Annotated in this window: 19 protein-coding genes; 17 read left to right on the top strand and 2 right to left on the bottom strand. The window is 48.8% G+C overall.

From position 1 onward, the window contains the following. The first annotated feature begins 43 nt into the window (after positions 1-43). The 7 genes from DXA36_RS28540 (at position 44) to DXA36_RS28510 (ending at position 8,124) form a co-directional block, all read left to right on the top strand. Positions 44-742 carry a hypothetical protein gene (locus tag DXA36_RS28540; RefSeq protein WP_118682667.1) on the top strand — a complete coding sequence of 233 codons (699 nt, stop codon included), beginning with the start codon at positions 44-46 and terminating at the stop codon, positions 740-742. Between the two features lie 14 nt (positions 743-756). Beyond that, entirely contained in the window at positions 757-1,383 is a 627-nt protein-coding gene (locus DXA36_RS28535) for an SGNH/GDSL hydrolase family protein (RefSeq protein ID WP_118682666.1), read from the top strand. 171 nt (positions 1,384-1,554) lie between these two features. Further along, positions 1,555-2,886 (top strand): MATE family efflux transporter, encoded by a 1,332-nt coding sequence (locus DXA36_RS28530; protein WP_118682665.1) that lies wholly within the window; start codon positions 1,555-1,557, stop codon positions 2,884-2,886. Positions 2,887-2,898: 12 nt separating this feature from the next. Continuing rightward, a complete protein-coding gene (locus DXA36_RS28525; protein WP_118682664.1) occupies positions 2,899-3,630 on the top strand; it encodes a hypothetical protein in 732 nt (243 codons plus the stop codon). A 198-nt stretch (positions 3,631-3,828) separates the two neighbouring features. Continuing rightward, positions 3,829-5,355 carry a serine hydrolase gene (locus DXA36_RS28520; RefSeq protein WP_118682663.1) on the top strand — a complete coding sequence of 509 codons (1,527 nt, stop codon included), beginning with the start codon at positions 3,829-3,831 and terminating at the stop codon, positions 5,353-5,355. Between the two features lie 263 nt (positions 5,356-5,618). Continuing rightward, entirely contained in the window at positions 5,619-6,698 is a 1,080-nt protein-coding gene (locus DXA36_RS28515) for a mannonate dehydratase (RefSeq protein WP_118682662.1), read from the top strand. A gap of 7 nt (positions 6,699-6,705) precedes the next feature. Then, positions 6,706-8,124, top strand: a complete 1,419-nt coding sequence (locus tag DXA36_RS28510) for an MFS transporter (protein ID WP_118682661.1) — start codon at positions 6,706-6,708, stop codon at positions 8,122-8,124. Positions 8,125-8,153: 29 nt separating this feature from the next. Here the strand turns inward: DXA36_RS28510 and ymfI are convergent, their stop codons facing one another. After that, a complete protein-coding gene (ymfI, locus tag DXA36_RS28505) occupies positions 8,154-8,873 on the bottom strand; it encodes an elongation factor P 5-aminopentanone reductase (protein WP_118682671.1) in 720 nt (239 codons plus the stop codon). A 231-nt stretch (positions 8,874-9,104) separates the two neighbouring features. On the opposite strand from ymfI, the gene trxB reads away from it, so the two are divergent. The 7 genes from trxB (at position 9,105) to DXA36_RS28465 (ending at position 17,840) form a co-directional block, all read left to right on the top strand. After that, on the top strand, positions 9,105-10,010 hold the full coding sequence (gene trxB, locus DXA36_RS28500; protein WP_118682660.1) for a thioredoxin-disulfide reductase: 906 nt from the start codon (positions 9,105-9,107) through the stop codon (positions 10,008-10,010). Positions 10,011-10,598: 588 nt separating this feature from the next. Further along, positions 10,599-11,924: a C40 family peptidase gene (locus tag DXA36_RS33730; RefSeq protein WP_243114769.1), complete on the top strand. Its 1,326-nt coding sequence runs from the start codon at positions 10,599-10,601 to the stop codon at positions 11,922-11,924. Positions 11,925-12,538: 614 nt separating this feature from the next. Beyond that, positions 12,539-13,066 carry a ribosome hibernation-promoting factor, HPF/YfiA family gene (gene hpf / locus DXA36_RS28490; RefSeq protein WP_118682659.1) on the top strand — a complete coding sequence of 176 codons (528 nt, stop codon included), beginning with the start codon at positions 12,539-12,541 and terminating at the stop codon, positions 13,064-13,066. A 426-nt stretch (positions 13,067-13,492) separates the two neighbouring features. Next, the gene (locus DXA36_RS28480) at positions 13,493-15,148 is read left to right on the top strand and encodes a GH39 family glycosyl hydrolase (RefSeq protein WP_118682657.1); all 1,656 of its coding nucleotides are present in this window, start codon (positions 13,493-13,495) and stop codon (positions 15,146-15,148) included. Positions 15,149-15,276: 128 nt separating this feature from the next. Continuing rightward, on the top strand, positions 15,277-16,440 hold the full coding sequence (locus DXA36_RS28475) for a M23 family metallopeptidase (RefSeq protein ID WP_118682656.1): 1,164 nt from the start codon (positions 15,277-15,279) through the stop codon (positions 16,438-16,440). Between the two features lie 48 nt (positions 16,441-16,488). Then, on the top strand, positions 16,489-17,265 hold the full coding sequence (locus DXA36_RS28470; protein ID WP_118682655.1) for an EFR1 family ferrodoxin: 777 nt from the start codon (positions 16,489-16,491) through the stop codon (positions 17,263-17,265). A 56-nt stretch (positions 17,266-17,321) separates the two neighbouring features. After that, positions 17,322-17,840, top strand: coding sequence for a nitroreductase family protein (locus tag DXA36_RS28465; RefSeq protein WP_118682670.1), 519 nt, complete (start codon positions 17,322-17,324; stop codon positions 17,838-17,840). 75 nt (positions 17,841-17,915) lie between these two features. Here DXA36_RS28465 and DXA36_RS28460 read toward each other — a convergent pair whose 3' ends face one another. Beyond that, a complete protein-coding gene (locus DXA36_RS28460) occupies positions 17,916-18,782 on the bottom strand; it encodes an AraC family transcriptional regulator (RefSeq protein WP_118682654.1) in 867 nt (288 codons plus the stop codon). Between the two features lie 150 nt (positions 18,783-18,932). On the opposite strand from DXA36_RS28460, the gene DXA36_RS28455 reads away from it, so the two are divergent. Genes DXA36_RS28455 through DXA36_RS28445 form a run of 3 tightly spaced genes read left to right on the top strand, consistent with a single transcriptional unit; the run spans position 18,933 to position 22,496 of the window. Further along, positions 18,933-19,877 (top strand): ABC transporter permease, encoded by a 945-nt coding sequence (locus DXA36_RS28455; RefSeq protein WP_118682653.1) that lies wholly within the window; start codon positions 18,933-18,935, stop codon positions 19,875-19,877. Positions 19,878-19,904: 27 nt separating this feature from the next. Then, complete coding sequence (locus DXA36_RS28450; protein ID WP_118682652.1) at positions 19,905-20,837, top strand: carbohydrate ABC transporter permease; 933 nt, start codon at positions 19,905-19,907, stop codon at positions 20,835-20,837. A 21-nt stretch (positions 20,838-20,858) separates the two neighbouring features. Continuing rightward, positions 20,859-22,496 (top strand): extracellular solute-binding protein, encoded by a 1,638-nt coding sequence (locus DXA36_RS28445; RefSeq protein ID WP_182479304.1) that lies wholly within the window; start codon positions 20,859-20,861, stop codon positions 22,494-22,496. Positions 22,497-22,498 lie beyond the last annotated feature (2 nt).

Here is a 22,498-nt window from a genome sequence, read left to right as displayed (position 1 = left end):
GTTGGGACATTTTCGCTTGGGGTATATAAGGACATTATCATAAATGGTTCATACTAAGGATAAAAATTATTTAATTACTGTTTTAAAAATGCTGCAACTGTATTATGATAATGACGGGTATCTGTTTTATCCCAACGGTTTGTCCATGTTCAATACGGTGCAGGCATTTCGACGGGCGGGAATGGAGAAAGAAGGGAATACCGCCCAGGAATGGTTTAGAAAGCATGTAGAACAGATTATCAAAAACGGTACGGACTATCCCAGACATGAGGTGAATTTTGAACAGACCATTGTTTCACCGGCAGTGACTTTTATCTGTCAGATGGGGAGACTGACAAGGGAGCCGGGATATGCGTCAGAGGCCAAGAAGCACCTGGAAATACTGGAACGTTTCAGCGGGCATCAGCCCAGTTTTCATTTGAAGGAGATTCCTATCCGCTACTGGGACGGTTTCTGGTTTGGAAAAAGCAGGTTGTTCGGAGATACCTTTCCCCATTACTGGAGTTGCCTGACAGCAAGAGGATATATGGAGTATTATTGGCTGACAGGCGATGAACATTACCGGACGGCGGCGGAGGAATGCATACGCAACTGCCTTTGCCTCTTTAATGAGAACGGAGAGGGATCCTGTGCTTATCTCTTTCCTTTCCGTTTAAATGGATGTAAAGGTGCCTTTTATGACGAATGGGCAAATGATCAGGACTATGCACTGTATTTTGCACTGGATCTCGAACTTTTTTAATAAGGAGAAGGTAGATGAAAACGATTTTATTCCAGGGAGACTCTATTACGGATGCGGGACGTTCCCGCGAAGATGATACCAATCGGGGAATCGGTTATCCGATGCTTGTAAGCGCCCGGCTTGCATTTGAATATCCTGGACAGTACAGGCTTTTGAACCGGGGCTGCTCCGGTAACCGGGTGGTAGATATCTATGCACGGATCAGGAGTGATATCATTAATCTGAAGCCGGATGTGATGAGTATGCTGATCGGTGTTAATGATGTGTGGCATGAGTTGGCATTACAGAACGGTGTTGATGCAGAAAAATACTACCGGATATATGCCATGCTGATCGAGGAGGTCAGGGAAGCGCTGCCGGGAGTCAGAATCATGATTCTGGAGCCTTTTGTGTTGAAAGGAACAGCTACCGGGGATTGCTGGGATATCTTCCGTTCGGAAGTCGAAAAAAGGGCGGCGAAAGCAAGGGATATTGCAGAAGAATATAATCTCATCTTTGTGCCGCTTCAGGATAAATTTGACGAGGCGTTAAAAACGGCTCCTTCCGATTACTGGCTGTGGGACGGCGTACATCCTACAGAAGCAGGACATGAGCTGATCGGGCGGGAATGGCTAAAGGGATTTGCAACGGTAAACCTGTAAATACCCCTTGCCTTTTTATATAAGGTATGATACCCTATATTGGCTGAAATGATATTGCGTCCAATACGAGACTATAAATTTTTCTGTTTCTGAGTCAAACAGTGAGATTTATAGTCTTTTTTATGTAAAATAAGTACAATATCCCGTATTTATAAAAGGAGATACAAAGACATGAATCAGGATTTTATGAGAACGAAACCTATTTTACCGCTGGTGCTATCCATGTCGCTGCCAATGATGCTTTCCATGCTTATCAATTCCCTCTATAACATTGTGGACAGTATGTTTGTGGCCCGGCTTGGGGAACAGGCCCTTACCGCGGTTTCCCTTGTTTATCCGCTGCAGACACTCATCGTTTCCATCGGAGTGGGTTTCGGCGTGGGAATTAACGCGGCAGTGGCTTTTTTTATGGGAGCGGGAGAAAAGGAGAAGGCTGACAGGGCGGCGTCCCAGGGGCTTTTTCTGAGTCTGGTTCATGGGATTCTTCTCTCTGTAGGGACTGTTATCTGTATTCCCTATTTTCTGCCTATGTTTACCACAGACAATCGGATTCTTGCGTGGGGAAAGGAATATGCGGTCATCGTCCTGAGTTTTTCCGTAGTGGTAACGGTGCAGATCGCGTTTGAAAAAATATACCAGTCAACCGGGAATATGTTCGTGCCGATGGTCTGCATGGCGGCGGGAAGCATTACGAATATTATACTGGATCCTGTGTTTATTTTCGGCCTGGGACCGGTTCCCCGACTGGAGGTGAAAGGAGCCGCAATCGCAACGGCTATCGGGCAGGTGGTTACGCTCCTGCTGTATCTGATTTGGTATTTTAAGAAGGATATGGGATTAGCAATCAAAAGGGCTTATATGAAACCTACTGCGGATATCTGCCGCAGGGTATATATGGTGGGTGTGCCTTGTTCCATGACCATGGGGCTTCCGTCCCTGCTGATCACCATACTGAATGGTTTTGCGGCGGCGTTTTCCCCTATTTATATTCTGATTCTGGGGGTATATTTTAAGCTGCAGTCCTTTATTTATCTTCCCGCAAATGGTATCGTTCAGGGAATGCGGCCCATACTCAGCTATAACTACGGCGCGGATGAGAGAAAACGTATGAAACGGATCATTCAGATATGCGGCACGATGATACTGGCGATTATGGCTGTGGGGATGCTGCTGTTCCTTGTATTTTCCGGCTCCATTATGAAAATGTTCACCGTGGATGCCGTTACTGTCAGAGAAGGGGCTTTGGCCCTGCGCATTATAAGCTTTGGTTTTGTAGTCTCCAGTGTGAGTGTGGTCTGTTCCGGCGCCCTGGAGGCATTGGGAAAAGGCTTTGCTTCTTTCCTCATATCTGCGCTGCGTTATCTTGCGCTGATTGTACCGGCAGCATATCTGGGGATAAGGATTGCCGGTGTTATCGGTATCTGGACGGCGTTTCCTGCGGCGGAAGCCTTGACCGCTGTGGCCTCGGTGATTATATTTGTAATATGCTATAAAAGGAAATAGGGGAGGAACGGAGTGAAAAGTACACAAACCGAATTGAGAAGCCGGGGAAAGGCTTCCAAAGAAGAGATTGCAGCCTGTATGGGCCTGCCGGCAGAAGAACTGGCAAAGGAACTTCACAATCCTGATCCCTGCCGGAGATCGGCGGCAGCATACTGTCTGCATCCGGAAACGGAAGGCGCGGCGGAACTGCTTCTGGAACAGCTGTGCCGGGAAACGTGTCTTTATACAAGAATCGCTGTCTGTGAAAGCCTGGAAAAAGGCGGCAGGGCTGCGGCTGAAAAGATGATACCCTATCTGGGCAGGGTGGGGAAAAATCAGCACAGAAGCCTGCCGGATAAGGTATCCTCCAAAAAATCGTATCCGCTGCCGAGAGATCTGATAGCCCGGACGCTGGCAGGAATGGACCTTGCTGTTTTCCCTCTTCTCCTTGATGTCCTGGATACCGGGGATACATGGAAAATTTCGGAGGCTCTGGATGCGGTTGGTTTTATGGCCTTTTATCATCCGTCCCTGGTTTCTGAAAAAAACGCTGACAGGGTTATCCGTCTCCTGACATCCTGTGAGGATGAAGTCATCCAGTGGAAAGCACTTATCTGCCTTTCCGCTTTTCCGGTGCCGGAAGGAATCCAGATTTTGGAAGAATTCGCCGGAAAGCCGGATTTATGCGGGGCTGAGGCCGCCCGGTCACTGCGTTTGATAGCCGGTAAGAGAAAAGATAAAAGCGGAAAGAAGGAAAAAAATTAGCAGGAGAGATAGTAATCCCCGGGCAATTTATAGCAACTCAGTTTTATTTCGGACAGATAGGTTAATTCCTATTGACAAACCAGGAAAAGCGACGTATTATTAATTTATAAACTGTAATAATAAAAGTTACAGTAAGAAGCGAAAAGCAAAGCTGCTGCTGCCCGGGAAAGCCGGACGGTAAAGAAAGGAAGGTTGCAAATGAACACACGAGAACATGCAGTTATGAAAATGCGGGGCAGTGCAGATACCTCCTATTTAGGGCAAACCGTGGATCAGATGATCTGGCAGTTCATGGAAGAGGAACATATACCGGGTCTTACGCTGGCTATAGTGCAGGCCCCCTATATTCCCAGGGTAGTGGGGTATGGGATGTCTGATACCGGACAGCGGCGTCTGGCATCTCCCAATACCCTGTGGCCGGCGGGGCCCATTTCCCAGGCTTTTGCGGCTGTGGCAGCGATGCAGCTGTTTGAGGACGGGAAGCTGGAGTTGGATGCTCCTGCAGGAAAGTATGTGCCGGAACTCCCGGAAAGCTGGCTGGCGGTTACCGCCCGGCAGTTGATACGACATGCGGCGGGGCTGCCCGATTACCGGAAAGAAAAAGCATTTTGCCCTTTCCGTAAATGGGATTTTCAGGAACTGGTTGGATTGGTAAAAGACCAAAAGCTGTCTTTTGAACCCGGAACACAGGTAGAGCAAAGCGCTACCAATTTCCTGGTTCTTACAGAGATCATCGAACGTACCAGCGGTATGAGCTATCACGACTTTGTGATGCTGCGGCAGATAGAATTCCTGGGACTGCGCCATACTGGTTTCTCAGAGGATTTGGATACCAGATTTCCCCATGAAGAGGTGGCATTGACAGAAAATGTACATCAGATGTTCAAAGCCGACCGGCTTTACATAGATCCCGTCGAACCGGCGGCCAGCTTTGATGCGGATGGAAACATCATAAAACGCACGGATTCTTCTGCTTTGAGAGGATTTTCCGATATATGGGCTTCCGCGCAGGATATCTCTTTCTGGGATATCGGCCTCGCCGGTTCCGTACTGATTAAGAAGCCGGAGGACAGGGCGGTGGTTTACGCTCCCTGGCAGCTGCCGGACGGCAGGGAAATGCCTGCCGTGGCAGGATGGCAGTTTTATAAACATCGGGGATTAATGGACATAAAGGGATCGGTTCCGGGTTACTCCTCATTTCTCAGCCGTTTTACCCATCCGGAGGAACTGGTCTGCGTGACCTTGCTTGCGAACAGGGAAGGCGTGGATTTTACCAATCTGGGACGGCGCATTGCCGGAGCCTTTGGGGATTTGCTTTCCACGGGATATGATGATAACAAGCTTTTTTTACTGGAAGGACAGTTACCGGTGGCGGATACCGTTAAAAGGCTGGATGAGGCGCTCAAAGAGAGGGGAATCCCTGTTTTTGCCAAGTTTGATCACGCCCGGAATGCGGACGAGGCAGGGCTTGTGCTGCGCCCTACCACAGTGCTTGTATTTGGATCCCCTAAAGTTGGAACCGGATTAATGCAGCTTGATCAGAGTATTTCTGTTGAACTGCCGCTGCGTATCTCCGTATGGGAGGATGAAGCAGGGAGCACCTGGCTGGCTTTTCCGCGGCTTCAGCGGATGGCGGCAGAATATGGGCTGGATACACAGCCCGTGATACACAATATGGAGACACTGATGGAAAGCCTTGTCCGTCAGGCAGGAAATATCTATTGACCGGTTAAGCAGTCATAAAGGCCAAAGCAGCGGAATATCCGATACGGGAAAGAACCGGATACCGCTGCTTTGGCCTTTTTTACTGCAAAATTTTCCAATCCTATTCTTCCAACTTTCTCATAAAAACAAAAGTCCGGGAAAGAATAATGGCAAATGATGAAAATAGATGTAACAGTCCGGATGTATCCGAACTGTTACAAAGGCATACGTCCGCCTGTATTGTATTAATATAGGAAGGGACAGCTCAGAAAGGAGCAGTCTGCATGAAAATGACGTTCCGTTGGTATGGAGAAGAGGATCCGGTCACCCTTGCCGATATCAGGCAGATCCCGGGTGTGACAGGAGTGGTTTCCGCTGTTTACCATATCCCTGTGGGAAAGGTGTGGCCTGTGGAGGCGATAAAAGAACTGAAAGAAAAAGTGACCGGCGCGGGGCTGGAACTGGAAGTGATTGAAAGCGTGCCGGTCCATGAGGATATCAAGCTGCGAAGAGGAAAATACCAGGAGTATATTGAAAATTATAAGGAAAACATACGGCGTCTGGCAGCGGAGGGCATCCGGTGTATCTGTTATAATTTTATGCCGGTTTTTGACTGGACCCGTTCCCGGCTGGATCAGCCCCTGCCGGACGGTTCCCATGCGCTGGTTTACTATAAAGAGGATATGGATAGGATGGATCCGGCCAAAATGGCACTTCCCGGATGGGACTCCTCTTATTTTCCGGAAGAAATCAACGGTCTGATAAAGGCATATCAGCTTTTGGGTATCGAAGGGCTTTGGGAAAACTTAAAATACTTTATCAATGAAATCATGCCCACCGCCATAGAGTGTGATGTGAATATGGGACTGCATCCGGACGATCCCCCATGGCCGATTTTCGGCATTCCCCGGATTATAACCGGGGAAGCCGCGATTGACCGGTTCCTCGCTTTGTATAATGACAGCCATCACGGCCTGAGCCTCTGCAGCGGCAGCCTGGGATGCAGCGCCTGTAATAATATTCCCCATCTGGTCCGCAAATATGGCGGGATGGGAAGGATTCATTTTGCCCATATGCGTAATGTAAAAATCCTGGAGGATGGTTCCTTTGAAGAAAGCGCCCATCCTTCCTTCTGCGGTTCGCTGGATATGGAAGCAATTATGAAGGCTTATTATGAGACTGGTTTTACAGGCTATATGCGTCCGGATCACGGCAGGATGATATGGGGGGAACAGGGGAAGCCGGGCTATGGCCTTTATGACAGGGCGCTGGGAGCCGCCTATCTCACAGGCATCTGGGAAACACTGAAAAAGGAAGGCGGACAAAAGCCCGGAAAAGCCGGTGAACGGGCACAGCGGAGGTGACAAAAAAATGAACGGTCGGACGGAACAGGACAGGAAAGGGATCAGACCCTTTGGATTGCGCGATAAAATAGGTTATATGTTCGGAGATTTCGGTAATGATTTCACGTTTATTTTTGCAAGCTCTTTTCTTATGGTATTTTATACCAAGGTGCTGGGAATCAGCGGACTGGCGGTGGGGACACTGTTTCTGGCTGCACGGTGTGTGGATGCGGTTACGGATATCACCATGGGGCGGATAGTGGATATCAGCCGCCCGTCACGGGACGGGAAATTTAAGCCCTGGCTGCGGAGAATGAGCGCGCCTGTGGCGTTAGCGAGCTTTCTGATGTACCAGTCCGGCCTGGCAGGGGCGTCCATGCCGGTGAAAATGGTTTATATGTATGTGACCTACCTTTTGTGGGGGAGTATCTTTTATACCTCGATCAACATCCCCTATGGATCCATGGCATCGGCAATTACTTCCGAACCGGACCAGCGCACCTCCCTGTCCACCTTCCGGGGAATCGGGGCTACGCTTGCCGGGCTGGTGATTGGGGCGGGGACGCCTCTTTTCATCTATACCACGGACGCCGCCGGGAACCAGATTGTAAGCGGGCCCCGATTCACGGCTATTGCGGGAGTTTTTTCGGTACTGGCAATCCTCTGCTATTTTATCTGCTACAAGTGCACCACAGAACGGGTGCGTATGGAGGAAAAAAGAGGGCAGAACAGAGTTTCCCTGGCACGTACCTTTCAGACGGTTTTTTCGAACAGGGCCCTTCTGGCAATTATCGGAGCGGCCATAGGCCTTCTGCTGAGCCAGCTACTGATCCAGTCTATGAACCAGTATCTGTACCTGGATTATTTCAAGGATACCAGGGCATTGTCCGTTTTCAGCCTGGTGTCCACAGCCGTTTCCCTGGCCATTGCGGGTATGACGGTACCTCTTTCCAGGAAATTCGGGAAGAAAGAGGTTGCGGCGGCGGCCACCTGCTTTTCGGGAGCCTCCTATCTGCTTTTATACTTTATGCATATCAGGAATTCCTGGCTGTATATGTTCCTTTCTGTCATCGGCTTTCTGGGGGTGAATCTGTTTAACATGATCATATGGGCCAATATCACGGATGTCATTGACGACCATGAGGTACGGACAGGAAGCCGTGATGACGGAACGGTCTATTCCGTCTATTCTTTTGCCAGAAAAATCGGCCAGGCCCTGGCCGGCGGACTCGGCGGGGCGGCGCTGCAGGCCATAGGGTATGACGAGCTGGCAGCGGTTCAGAGCACCCGCGTTGTGGAAGGGATCTATGCCACGGTAAACCTGATACCTGCGGTCTGCTTTCTGGCAGTAGCGGCAATCCTCGCTTTTATCTATCCGCTGGGCCGGAAAAAAGTGGAGGAAAACGCAGCCATCCTCAAAAAGAAAAGGGAGATAGAAGGACGCTGACGGAGTAACAGCGGCAGGGAGGATGGTTCCTAAATCCATCCTCCGTCAATTGTGAGGATCTGGCCGGTCATATAGGCCGGGGCATTGACGAGCTGGCCCACGAGTGCGGCCACTTCCTCCGGTGTTCCCATCCGGTCGGCAGGGATTTCTTCGATCATGGCATTCCTTTCCTCTTCGGTAAAGCACCGGTTCATATCGGTATCGATAACACCGCAGGCCACGGCGTTTACCTGGATGTTGCTGGGAGCAAGTTCTTTTGCAAGCGCCCTGGTAAAGCTGTTCACCCCTCCCTTGGATGCCGAATAGGCTGTTTCCATGGATGCGCCGGCCTGTCCCCAGACGGAAGAGATCTGAAGGATCCGGCCTTGTTTTGCATGCACCATGAGCGGAATGGCATGCCGGCAGGTATAAAAACAGCTGTCCAGGTTAGTTGACATAACCCGCCGCCAGTCGCCGGCGGACATTTCCGACAACAGGCCGATATAGGAAATACCTGCATTATTGACGAGGACATCCAGACGGGTGATAGTTTCGAACAGCCTGTCCGCCGCGTCCGGGTCGCCCATGTCCCCCTGGAAAGGGGTGCACAAAATTCCGTATGCTTGTTCCAGGTACCGGCAATGTGCCGTTAATTCCTCCATGGACTGCAGGCAGGTGAGATACAGATCATAGCCCTGTTCTGCCAGCTGCGTGGCAATTGCTTTCCCGATTCCCCGGGAAGCACCGGTTATCAATGCTTTTTTCTTCATTCTTATATCCTCCGTTTCCGCAAGTGCGGGGAAACCATAAGTTATTTTCCGGAACATGATTTTCCTATTATAACATATGCGGCCAAAGGTTGAAAGCTGCGGCAGAAACAGGTATAATGTCCACAGAGTGGACATTATACCTCCATGCCCGCGATGCGGGTATGAGAGAATGGGTGAATCAGGTATAAATGAAACAGAAGCCAAGTATGATAGAGTAAAGGGGTAGAAAATATGTATGATTTGATTATTATCGGTTCAGGCCCCGCAGGGCTCAGCGCTGCGGTATACGGAAGAAGAGCCGGATTTTCCACATTAGTAATAGAAAAGAATCCTATGAGCGGCGGACAGGTGCTCAATACCTATGAGGTGGATAATTACCTGGGGCTTCCCGGAATCAACGGTTTTGATATGGGGATGAAGTTCCGGGAGCATGCGGAGAAAATGCAGGCGGAGTTCATGGAAGCCGACGTGCTGGGAATCGAAGATATGGGAGACCTGAAGCTGGTGAAAACGGCGGAAGGGGATTATGAAGCAAAGGCGGTAATTATCGCGTCGGGCGCTTCCCACAGCCATCTGGGCGTTCCCGGGGAAGAAGAACTGAGCGGAATGGGGGTATCCTACTGCGCCACCTGTGACGGTGCCTTTTTCCGCGGAAAGACCGTGGCTGTGGTAGGAGGGGGCGATGTAGCGGTAGAGGATGCCATTTTCCTGGCGAGAGCCTGTGAAAAGGTGTATCTGATCCATCGCCGCGACAGCTTAAGAGCCGCCCAGTCCCTTCAGAATACCATGCTCGCGCTCCCTAACGTGGAAGTATGCTGGAACAGTGTGGTGGAGAGCATCAACGGGGACGGAAAAGTCCAATCCATCACACTGCTCCATAAAAACGGAGGCCAAAAGAATGAACTGGCGGTACAGGGCGTATTTATCGCCGTGGGTATCAGGCCGAATTCCGAAAGCTTCATAACGAATATAGCGGCGGATGAAAAAGGCTATCTGATAGCCGGTGAAGACTGCGCCACAAGCATGCCGGGAGTTTTTGCTGCAGGGGACATCCGTACCAAAAAGCTGCGCCAGATTGTTACAGCAGTGGCAGACGGTGCAAATGCGGTGGAGGGAATACAGGAATACTTCCTGTAGGAATATTTCCTGTAACATTATTCAAACTTCGCAGGCGCCAAATGGCCTTCCGCCCGCTGGCAGAGCGTCATTCCCGGGACGGAAAAGGATATTCGCCAGTCCGTCAGGCCGGACATTCCGACGAGCCCGAAGGCGTCAAGTATGTCAGATGAGGCTGACACACTTGACCGGTCTCATCTTCATGGCCTGAAAGGATCTGGTGAACATTCCTTTTCCGTCCCGGGAATGCCGCTCTGCCGGCGGGCGGAAGGTCATTTGGCGCCTGCGAAGTTTGAATAATGTTATTCTACACGGGCACCGATAGGCATGGATATTACAATATAAATATTAAATGTTACGTAACAATTATTTTTGTTAAAAATTTCCAAAATTCGTACGAATATGTCAAAAATTCAAAAAATGTTCACAATTTGAAAAGAAGGGAAAAATACCCTTCTTTTCTTGATTTTAGGCGGTTTTAAAGGAGTTTTTCCTTTAGAACCGCTTTTTGTGTAAAGGTTGACAAAGGAAGGCTTCGGTGGTATAGTTAACAACAGATGTAATAATTTCGTAACAAATGTAACAGTTCAAATGATTTTGGAGGAACGCATGAAATATACACGCGTGAAAGCAGTAACATGTGCACTGACTGTATCAGCGATGCTTTTCAGTACAGCTGCAATGCAGGCAAGTGCAACCGGTGTATCTTATGAGCTTCCGGCGGCAGGTGTTGGCCTGGCACTGGATGAAGGCAGTTCCTTTGGAAGCGTACAGGAAGCGGCTGATCAGAGTGAAAAAGCGGAACAGACCGTACAGGCAGCACAGGAATCTTCGGATTTAACTTCTGCGGATATGGAATCCGGTATCACCAGTGTCGGAGAATCTTCTATCGATGCACAGGTGGATAACCACATCCAGGAGCAGCAGACGGAAGCAGCCATTGCCAATGGTATTGGCGTAGCGAGTGTGCTGGATGCGGCAGGAACTTCTGAGACGACAGCTTCCGTATCGAATGCTCTTCCGGCAGCTGTTGGGAATACCGCAACAGGCGGACAGGCTGTTTTGCCGGCAGATACCCTGGCAGTTGGAGAAGCGGCAGAATTGCCCAAGACAATTGTGGAACCTGTAGATTTAAAGGAAACACAGACAGCTAAGACAGAGACAGAAGAGAAGCCTGCGCAGGACGAAGCGGCACAGGCCGATGATAATAATAAGAAGGACAAGGAATCCGAATCGGAGACAGAATCCGTCAAAGAATCAGAGTCTGAGAAGGAGTCTGCTTCAGAAACCACAAAAGAGACGGCTTCTGAAACGGCCTCAGAAACTACGACGGAGACGGCTTCGGAATCAACCTCGGAGTCCTCATCCGCTACAACAACGGAAACGGCAACGGAGACAACTACCGAAACTACTACGGAATCTTCCGCTGAAACCACTACGGAAACGACGACAGAAACCACTGTGGAAACAGCAGGCCAGACCGAAACCTCTTCGACTGCAGAAACGGCTGCTTCTCAGGAAAGTACAGAAGCCTCCTCGCAGGCGGAAACAGCGGCGGAAACCCCTTCCTCAGCGGCAGCGGTTTCTAACCATGGAGGTGCAGTTGCGGATTATGCGGTACAGTTTGTTGGCAACCCGTATGTATATGGCGGGACAAGCCTTACCAACGGTGCCGATTGTTCCGGGTTCGTAATGAGCGTATATGAGAACTTCGGCGTATCCCTTCCTCATTCTTCCACTGCTGACAGAAACGTAGGCGTGGATGTAGGCGGACTGGAAAACGCACAGCCTGGCGATCTGGTTTGTTATACCGGACATGTGGGAATTTATATCGGAGACGGCCAGATTGTACATGCAAGTACGGCCAGCACCGGAATCAAAATTTCGGAAGCAGATTACAGAACTCCGGTTGCTGTAAGAAGAGTCCTTCATTAACAGATGAATAATAAATAGCTGAGTGCAAGGTATGTTTTAAGACATACCTTGTTTTTTTGCGGAAAAATGGACGGAACGGAGCTGAGTACGGGTATCCATGGATGCCGCAGGACACAAAGGGCCGTCTGAACTGTTACCGTCATAGAAATCAGACAAAAGTATTTAATTGTCAGACAGCTTGCAAATTATCTGAAAATGGGCTGATTATAAGCCGTTTGTAAAATCTGCACAAAATCTGTTGGATATTGTCGAAAAGGGGTTTTTTTAACCACAAAGTTATCCACATAAAAAATGCGGTATTCATGGGGCTTAGAGAGTTATACACGAAGTTATACACATTATCCACAGATTGACAAAGTATTTCACTGCTGTGCGGGAGAACGTATATTGAAACGAATGTTCTGGTAAGTTCCACGAATTTTACAAAATAATTACGAAAATATGTCGCTTTGCATTGACTGAAACAATTATAAATTTTCAGTTAAAATTCTGAAAACATTGCACGTGAGTATGGGGATATGGTATAATCCAGTTAAGGACAAAAGGATATGCCGCAGGAAGTGGACAGGCAGTATTGCCTTTGTGCCTAATATGAAACAGAAGGGATGATCGGCATGAAATTCATTATCAGCGGAAAGAACATCGAAATAACGCAGGGGCTTCGCAGCGCCGTGGAATCGAAGATCGGAAAGCTGGAAAAGTACTTCACCCAGGATACCGAAGTACATGTGACGCTGAGCGTTGAGAAAGACAGACAGAAGATAGAGGTAACAATCCCGGTAAAAGGCAGTATTATCAGGTCGGAGCAGACAAGCAACGATATGTATGTATCCATCGACCTGGTTGAAGAGGTAATCGAAAGACAGCTTAAGAAATATAAGAATAAAATTACGGACAAGCATCAGTCAGGCGGCAACTTCCAGCAGGCCTTTATTGAAAAGGAATATCCGGAAGAAGAGGAAGTGCAGATTGTCAGGACCAAGAAGTTTGACATCAAGCCGATGTATCCCGAAGACGCATGTATCCAGATGGAACTGCTTGGGCATAATTTCTTTGTATTCTTTAATGCGGAAACCGAACAGGTTAACGTTGTGTATAAGAGAAAAGGAAATACTTACGGATTGATTGAACCGGAATACTAGAATACAGCCAATGAAACCGAACAGGAACCGCGTTCCCGGTGTTTATAATACACCGGGGCGCGGTTTTTTTGCTGCCTCGACGAACTATTTTTGTCATGCAAAATATACTGACTTTATATTTCCGGTTAAAAAATATTACTTAAACAGTTACAACGGATTGCCTGCGAAAAAAGATAGAAGCAAGAATGGCATTGACATCGAAAATGTACGGATGTATTATTGGTAAAACTGATGAATAAATAAGATAAAATTAGAAAAATAAAAAAGCGATAAAACCAATTCTAATATAAAAAATATGCATTTATTATGATATATAAATACATTTTGGGTTAAACCAAACTGCGCAATTGTATAATGTGACTAAAATAAAAAGTCCTTCCCTGAAAGGGAAAAAATAAAAACGAATGGAGCGGAGGAAAAAGAAAGATGAGCAGACAGGTAAATGTGAAGGTGGACGCAGGAAAATCCACGGGAGTACAGGAACATCTCTGGCGTTATATCGGCTATGACGAGTGCAACTATACCTATATTCCGGAGGGCGTGGAGCTTCTGGAAAAATTTGCGGCCCTGGAAGATGCCCCTTATTATTTCAGAACCCATTTTATGTTCTGCACCGGGAATTGCCACGGAACCTATAAATTCGGCTCCACCAATGTTTATTGGGAAAATGAGTTGGGGGAACCGGTCTATGATTTTACCTACTATGACTATATCATAGACACTTTTCTCAGAACCGGGAATAAACCGTTTGTGGAGCTGGGATTTATGCCTATGGATTTGGCGGATACCAATTATCTGAGGCCGGCGGCGGGCAACTGGGAAAAATATGGACAGTACAAAGAAGCCGGCTGGACCTGCCCGCCCAAGGATTATGACAAATGGCATGCGTTCATCAAGGCGGTGGCGGCCCATCTGGTGGAAAAATACGGGGAAGAGGAAGTGAAAAGCTGGTATTTTGAACTTTGGAATGAGCCGGATATTTTCTATTGGAGCGGAACTGCGGCAGAATACTGTAAGCTGTATGACTACACGGAGCATGCGGTACATGAGGTACTTCCCGGTTTACGGCTTTCCGGACCCGCTGTGACCGGTATTTTCGAAGGCGGCCATGCGCAGAAATTTTTCCGTTTTTTCCTGAATCACTGCAGGGATGGGGCGAATTTCTGCACCCAGGAAAAGGGAACGCGGCTGGATTTTATTACTTTCCATGTGAAGGGGGGCGGCTTCCCGTTTGAAATGCATGCGCCTAAAGCGGTTCCTTCCGTGGAAAGCCTGGTGCATCAGGTGAAGCTGGGCCTGGATATCATTACAGAGTACGGCTACCAGGACCGTGAGGTGGTTCTCTCCGAAGCGGATCCGGACGGATGGGCGGCAGGCGGCATTTACGATAATGCCAATATGATTTTCAGGAATACGGAATACTATGCGACCTATATTGCCTCCGCCTATGATAAAATCGACCGGCTCGGCAGCCAATACGGGATCCGGATAAGACCTCTCGCCTGGGCTTTTATGTTCCCCGGGGAACGTTGCTTTGAAGGGACCAGAACCTTTACCACACAGGGAATTGATAAGGCGGTATTTAATATGTTCAAAATATACGGCTCCCTTGGTGACGAAAAGCTGGCTTTCGCAAGCGATGGCACAAAGACGCTGGAATTTTTGCAGGAGCCGGAAATCGGTGTGAAGAACCACAGCCGGTATACCGGAGAAGGGGAAGATACGGAGGTGGCCGGTTTTGCCGTGAGGGGTAAAAACGGAGAAATCCAGATAGTTATTTACAGCCATTGTAATGACAGGGATAAGGAGGAAACGCAGGAAATCAGCCTGACGGTGGAAGGAATCGGGGAAAAGGAAGCTGCGGTCAGCCATTATCGGATCGATTCCGCACATTCCAACGCGTATGCGGAATGGATAAAGCAGGGACGGCCTCTGTTCCCGTCGGGCGAGCAGTATGACGCGATTAAGAAAAAGGACGGCCTGGAAAAGCTGTGTGCGGATAAAACGGTTATGGCGCAGGGATGCCTGAGACTGGATTTTTGTATGCCGTCCCATGCGGTTTCCTATCTGGTAATCCAATAAAAAAGGCTGATGACAGGGTAAGGTACGGGCTTTTGCAGCAAAGCCCGGCGGCAAAGAAATTCCCTTCCTAAAGGACTTACAGCGCCGTCCGCCGCATATATTGGATAGAAAAGACCTTTGGAGCCGCCATGAAACACTGCGGAAAACTAAAACATGCAATTCTAATTGAACTGGTGCTTCTCATCCTTTTGTTTACGGTCAGACAGGCAGGAAAGACTTCCGATCAGGCGGTCTCCGGCTCTGTTTTAGTGGAAGAAATGAATGAGGGAGAGGGAGAAGAGGAGGCCGGAACGGATTATATTAAATGGGTGGATTTTAACGTATCCTATGAAGCACTCTGCCAGGCCTACGAAACGGATGTGGAAACCTATGGCGAGGATTTCCACATTGACTGGATTTCCCTGCTGGCTTATACCGCCGCAAAAAACGGAGGCGAATTCGGAAAACAGGCTCTGAAGGATATGGAATCCGTTACCGAGAAAATCAAAAACGGGGAAACTACACTGGAGGAGGCTTCCGGTGATTTAAAGAATTACGATTACTTTTACCAGGCCTACGACGCTGCCCTGGGCGGTATGGTGGGGGAATTCCTGCTCCAGGAACAGGATGATTCCGGCAATACGGTATGGAAACGCAAATATGGCCTTAAAGCTTATTCCCCTATTGCAAAGGGCTTTCCCTATTCCGATTACGATGATTTCGGATCCTCCAGAAGCTACGGCTACAAACGACCTCATTTGGGCCATGATATGATGGGGCAGATCGGAACGCCCGTGGTGGCCGTGGAATCCGGATACGTGGAGGTGCTTGGCTGGAACCAGTACGGAGGCTGGCGTATCGGGATCCGCAGCTTTGACGGAAAGAGATATTATTATTACGCCCATCTGCGCCAGGATTATCCTTATGCGGAAGGGCTGACGGAGGGCAGCGCGGTGACTGCCGGGGATATTATCGGCTATATGGGCCACACCGGTTATTCCAAACAGGAGAATGTAAACAACATTAAGACCGTGCATCTTCATTGGGGATTGGAGCTGGTTTTCGACGAGTCCCAGAAGGAATCGGATAATGAAATCTGGATTGACTGCTATCAGCTTTCCCGTTTCCTGTATCTGAACCGTTCAGAAGCGGTGAAGGTGGATGACAGCAAGGAATGGAAACGGGTGTATGACATGGAAGATCCGGCGGTGGAAAAATATCTGGAGGAGCATGGAGGGGAAGTCTCAGGCAACAGCGTGTCGGATAATGATGTTTCCGAATATGGGGATGAAATAGAACAATTACAGAAGTAACGCTGCCGGTAAAGCAGAACTGCCGGCGGAGAAAATGGGGGTGGGATTATGCTGGAAAATATACATGTGGTGCACTTCAGCCCGACCGGGAATACCAGGAAGGCGGCTCTGCTTTTGGCACAGGCCCTGGGCAGCGGGGTGACAGAACAGGATCTGACCCTGCCGCAGAATAAGGGCTGTACGTTTGGCCCGGAGGATGTGGTAATTGTGGCAGGGCCGGTGTATGGAGGCCGTCTGCCGGAGATAATGGTACATAGAATGGCGGCATTGCAGGGAAACGGGGCCTTGGCGGTAACGCTGGCCGTATATGGGAACCGGGCTTATGAGGACGCGCTGGCGGAGCTGGATGACAGTGTGGGGAAACAGGGTTTCAGGCACCTTTCGTCAGCCGCACTTACGGCGCAGCATTCTATTGTCACACAGCTGGCATCCGGACGCCCCGATCAGGAGGATGCGGAAGAAATCAGACATTTTGCCAATGAAATTCTCATGAAATATGAGCGGATCCTTTCTGGATCCGAACAGCCGGACGGATATCCGGTGCCGGGGAACCGCCCGTATAAGAGCTGGAAGCCTATGCAGGCCGTCCCGGAGGTCACCGCCGCCTGTGTCCGGTGCGGACTGTGCGCGCGCAGATGCCCTGTGGAGGCAATCCCGGCAAAGGAACCGTCCCGGACCGATCCGTCCAAATGTTTCCTTTGTATGAGATGTGTTGCCATTTGCCCGGAAAAAGCAAGGAAGCTGCCGGAACCGGTTATGGCCGGCCTGGAACAGAAGCTGGCCCCTTTCATGGAAATCCGCGGGAAAAATGAATGGTATTTATAAAGAAGAATGCAGTACGGATCGTACCTGATCACAGGAAACAACAGGAGGAAGCGGAAATGAATGAGACTTTGAAAACATTATTGGAACGCAGAAGTGTACGCTCTTATAAGGAGGAGCAGGTACCGGAGGAAATCCTCCGGCAGATCCTGGAAGCCGGAGAATATGCGCCCAGCGGAATGGGACTCCAGTCAGCCGTTATGGTGGTGGTGCGTGACAAGGACACCATTGAGCAGATGTCCCGCATGAATGCGGCCGTTATGGGAGGCGGCGGCGATCCCTTTTATGGCGCGCCTACGGTTGTTGTGGTGTTTGGAGACAGCACCAGGGGAACCTACGTGGAGGACGGGAGCCTTGTTATGGGGAATCTGATGAACGCCGCCTTTTCCCTGGGTGTGGATTCCTGCTGGATTAACCGGGCGAAGGAGGTATTCCTTACGGATGAAGGAAAGGCCCTTATGAAACAATGGGGATTGGGAGAGGAATATATCGGTATCGGAAATTGTATTCTGGGATATTCCGATCAACCGCTCCCGCAGGCAAAAGAGAGAAAAGAAGGATATATTATCCGGGCATAGAGCGATTTAGCAAAGAGGAAACGATTAACCGGGCCGGCATTTCACCACAGGAATGCCGGCCTGGTTTTTTGTACGCTAAAAGTCGGCATTCGTATATTCAGAGGGCGTCAGCTTTTTATAGCGTTTGAATACTTTCACAAAATAGCTGGCATCGTGAAAGCCGCAGTCGTAGGCAACTTCCGTAATGGTTTTATTCGTATAAGAAAGCTGTTCACAGGCGGCCTCCACACGGTAATAATTCAGATAGTCAAGCGGGGTCCGATGCGTCAGTTCACGGAAATAGCGGCAGAAATAATTGCCGTTCATATTTGCACAGGCCGCCAAATCGGACAGCCGGATATCCTCTGCATAGTGCTCATCGATAAAGGTAAGCACCTTCTTCAGATGCAGGACTTTTTTCTGCGTGCTCAGAACGGGGGCTTTGGAATAAAAATGATGCTGAAAAAGCTGCCCGAACAGAAGGAAGGTATATCCCTGGAGAAGAAGCGTGTAACTACTCGGTTTGAAACGGAGTAAATCCAGCATGCTGCCCACTATGGTGTTTATGATGGTGCAGTCGGACGGAAAAAAGTTCCGGATAAGTATTTTCTGGTTCAGAAGATCAAAGATTTTATGTTCATATACCCTGGTGGGGGAGCCGGCCTGGAAAATAGTATCCAAATCCAGGAGTAGGCATTCATAGCAGCAGCTCTGCGCTTCCAGCGGAGCTCCGCCGTGTGTGATGCCGGAAGAGATAAAGGCGCTGTCCCCGGGGGAAAGGAGAAGCTCGCAATCCTCCAGCTGGAGACGGAAATGCCCTGAAAAAACATGCACGATTTCACAGAGCGGATGCCAGTGATAGGGCATGGTGTAACGTGGGTGGATATAGGTGACATGATAAAAAAAATACGGGAAATCCTGGCTGCCGTGCTTTTGCTGTTCCGGATAGTCCAAAAATTTCATATGAAAATCCCCTCTTTCCTTCGATTAACTTAAGTATACCACAGAAAAGTGAATATTTTACCAGAATACACTAAAATTATACAAGAACACAGGCTTCGGATACCATAAAATAATGATATGCCAATCATGACAGGACAGGGAGGAAAAGAAATGAGGAAAACAGAAACCGCTGTAAATGGCGGAAAGAAGAACCAGACATGGAAACTGATGAAAAGGAATTACTGTCTTTATCTTTTTCTGGTTCCGGCCGTGGTTTTTATCGCAATATTCTGTTATGCGCCGATGTACGGCGTGCTTATGGCCTTTCAGGATTATTCGCCGGGGAAGGGCATAATGGGAAGCCCCTGGGTAGGCATGAAGTGGTTTCGCACCTTTTTTGATTTACCCCGTTTTTGGCAGATTGTGAAGAATACGCTGGTGGTAAGCCTCTATTCCCTGGTAGTCGGATTCCCGATTCCCATTGTACTTGCACTGATGATAAACAGTGTAAAAAGTACCAGGTTTAAAAAAATAACCCAGACGGTAACCTACATGCCGCATTTTATATCCACGGTTATTCTGGTAGGTATGATGTCGGTTTTCCTTTCACCAAGATCGGGTTTCCTGAACCATCTGATTACCATGCTGGGAGGTCCCGGAGATATGTATTATATGGGGAATGCATCAGCCTTTCCGCATCTGTATGTATGGTCGGGCATCTGGCAGAATATGGGCTGGAGCTCAATCATTTATCTGGCAGCCCTGGCCGGGGTGGACCAGGAACTGCATGAGGCTGCCATGGTGGACGGCGCAGGCAAGCTGAAACGCATCATCCATATCGATTTACCCGCAATTCTTCCGACTATGGTAATCCTGCTCATTATGAATGCAGGCAATATTATGAGTGTGGGGTATGAAAAGGTATATCTGATGCAGAATGATCTGAATCTGACAACGGCGGAGGTCATCTCTACCTATGTATATAAAATTGGATTGAAACAGCAGCAATACAGCTATTCCGCCGCTATCGGGCTGTTTAATAATTTGATTAATTTTATCCTGCTTGTTGTTGTGAATAAGATATCCAAAAAAGTATCGGGATCCAGTTTATGGTAGCAAAAACGGGGATCAGGGAGGATCATTATGGCGCAATTAAAAAAAATTTCCTGTAAGAACAGTAAAGTCAAGAAATTCCGGTTTACACAAGACAAGGTTTTTGACCTCGTGGTGGCTGTGATCCTGGTATTGATAATTGTGATTATGGCTTATCCGATCTATTTTGTTTTCGTAGCTTCCTTTTCGGATCCGGCGTATGTGAACAACGGGAGCATATTGCTGTGGCCGAGAGGTTTTACCCTCCTGGGGTATCAGAAGGTATTTGAGGATACGCGGATATGGATTGGTTACGGCAATACCCTGATCTATACGATAGGCGGAACGGCGCTGGGGACACTGGTAACCATGATGGCGGGTTACGCCCTGTCCAGAAAGGATCTGCCCTTCCGCAATGCCATGATGGGCTATTTTGTATTTACCATGTATTTCGGGGGCGGCCTGATCCCCTTTTATATGGTAGTAAAGAAGCTTTCGCTGACCAATACCAAGACGCTGATGGTCATTATCAGTGCGGTTGCCGTTTATAATATCATCATTACCCGTTCCTTTATGGAAAGCAACATTCCGGAGGAGCTGCGGGACGCGGCCAGGGTGGACGGCTGCGGCAACGGACGTTTCTTTTTCAAAATCGTCCTGCCGCTCTCCAAGGCAATTATGGCTGTTTTGGTGCTCTATATCGCGGTAACCTACTGGGATTCTTATTTTAACCCCATGATTTTCCTGACTGACCGGAGCAAATATCCTCTTGCCTTATATCTGCGGGAGATACTGCTCACTGCGGCAACGGGGGCCGCCAATTCCATGACTACGGATGCCGATGCCGCACGCAAGCTTCAGACTATGGTTCAGGTGATCAAATATGGTGTTATCGTGGTTTCCACACTGCCTGTTATCTGTGTGTATCCCTTCCTGCAAAAGTATTTTGTCAAGGGAGTTATGATTGGATCAATAAAAGGGTAAATGAAGAAGGAGGAAAAAGGAATGAAAAGAAAAGTACTGGCAATTTTACTGGCGGCGGTTATGACCGTCATGGCCGGGTGCAAAGGCACAGCACCGGCAGAAACAAAAACCCCGGAAGCACAGGCCGGAGGGGAGGAAGCGTCATCCGCAGAGGCGGGCGGCCAGCAGGAGAAGACTACCTTTAAAATTGCGGTGGTCCTCCATCCGCTGACCAAGGATGAAGAGTTTAACAATAAGGAAATCTATAAGCTGGCGGAGGAAGCCACAGGCGTACATATTGAATGGATCCCGATTGCGGCATCGGACGCGGAGGACAAGGTAAATATTATGCTCGCTTCGGATTTGCCGGATGCTTTTCTGGGACTGATAAGCGAGGGCCAGATAGCAAACAATATGGACTCCTTTGCGGATTTGGCCGCGGATGATATGCTGAAGAATAACGCCCCTCACGTTTATTCGGATTATGAAACGATACCCGGCGGTCTTGATTTGGTAACCTGGCCGGACGGCTCCATCCGTTCCCTGATGACCGGCAGACAGACCAGCTATGAAAACGATGCAATGGGTATCATGTTCATGAATAAAGAGTGGCTCGATAAGGCGGGAAAGGAAATTCCCAAAACAACGGAGGAGTTTATGGATGTCCTCAGAGCGTTCCGGGATGGGGATATGAACGGAAACGGAGACGCTTCCGATGAAATTCCTTTTGAACCTTCCCAGAGTGACTGGTGCTCCAAGATTATGAATGCGGCAAACCCGTGGGGAATTGCCGGAACGGATTCGGCAGATGAGGATGCCTATAAGATGGTAAAGGACGGTAAGGTAACAGGAACCGTAAATACGGACGAATTCAGGAGCTTCCTGGAGTTTTCCCATCAGATGATCCAGGAAGGGCTGCTGGATATGGAAGCTTTTTCACAGACCTCCGAACAATATCATGCCAAATTGAATGAAGGCGTTGTGGGATGCTATTATACTTGGATACCGAATGGGGATATGAGCGATGCTGCCGCCGCCAATTATGTGCCGGTTGGGGAGATCCGTGCAGAAGACGGCCCTGGCTATGTAAAAACCGGCGCACAGGATAAATTTGCGGCAAACCGGACGGGATTTACCATTACCAGTGCCTGTAAGGATGTTTCCAGGCTGCTTTCGTGGTGGGATTATATGTCAAGTACCACAGAATTAAAATACATTTCCCGCTTCGGGGCAAAAGGGGAAGCCTGGGATGTTGATGAAAGCGGTCAGGTATACGAAAAACTGCCCGACGGCCTGACAGATGATTTTACAATTGAAAATTATAAATACACCAATGGTATGGTGGATTATGGACCGTTGATCAGGAAAGACGAAAACGCAGACGTGCCGGAGGATATTGCCTGGACCTCCTGGTATCGTATCGAATGTGTAAAAGAGGTGCATGATTACTGTCAGCCTGTGGAAAACCAGCCCCCTGTCCGGTTCGTGGATCCTGCCAAAACAAGTGAAAGAACCTTTATGGAAACAGAACTTTTTGCCTATATTAAAAATTTTACCGCTACAAGTATTCTGGAAGGAGTGGACGATGCTTCATGGGATGCGCATCTGAAACAGCTGGAGGCCCTGCAATATGATACCTGGCTGCAATGGTATCAGGATTTCCTGGATCAGAAATTTTAATC

The organism is Eisenbergiella sp. OF01-20 (assembly GCF_003478085.1).
Lineage (GTDB): Bacteria > Bacillota > Clostridia > Lachnospirales > Lachnospiraceae > Eisenbergiella.
This window is presented reverse-complemented; position numbering and strand designations above follow the sequence as displayed.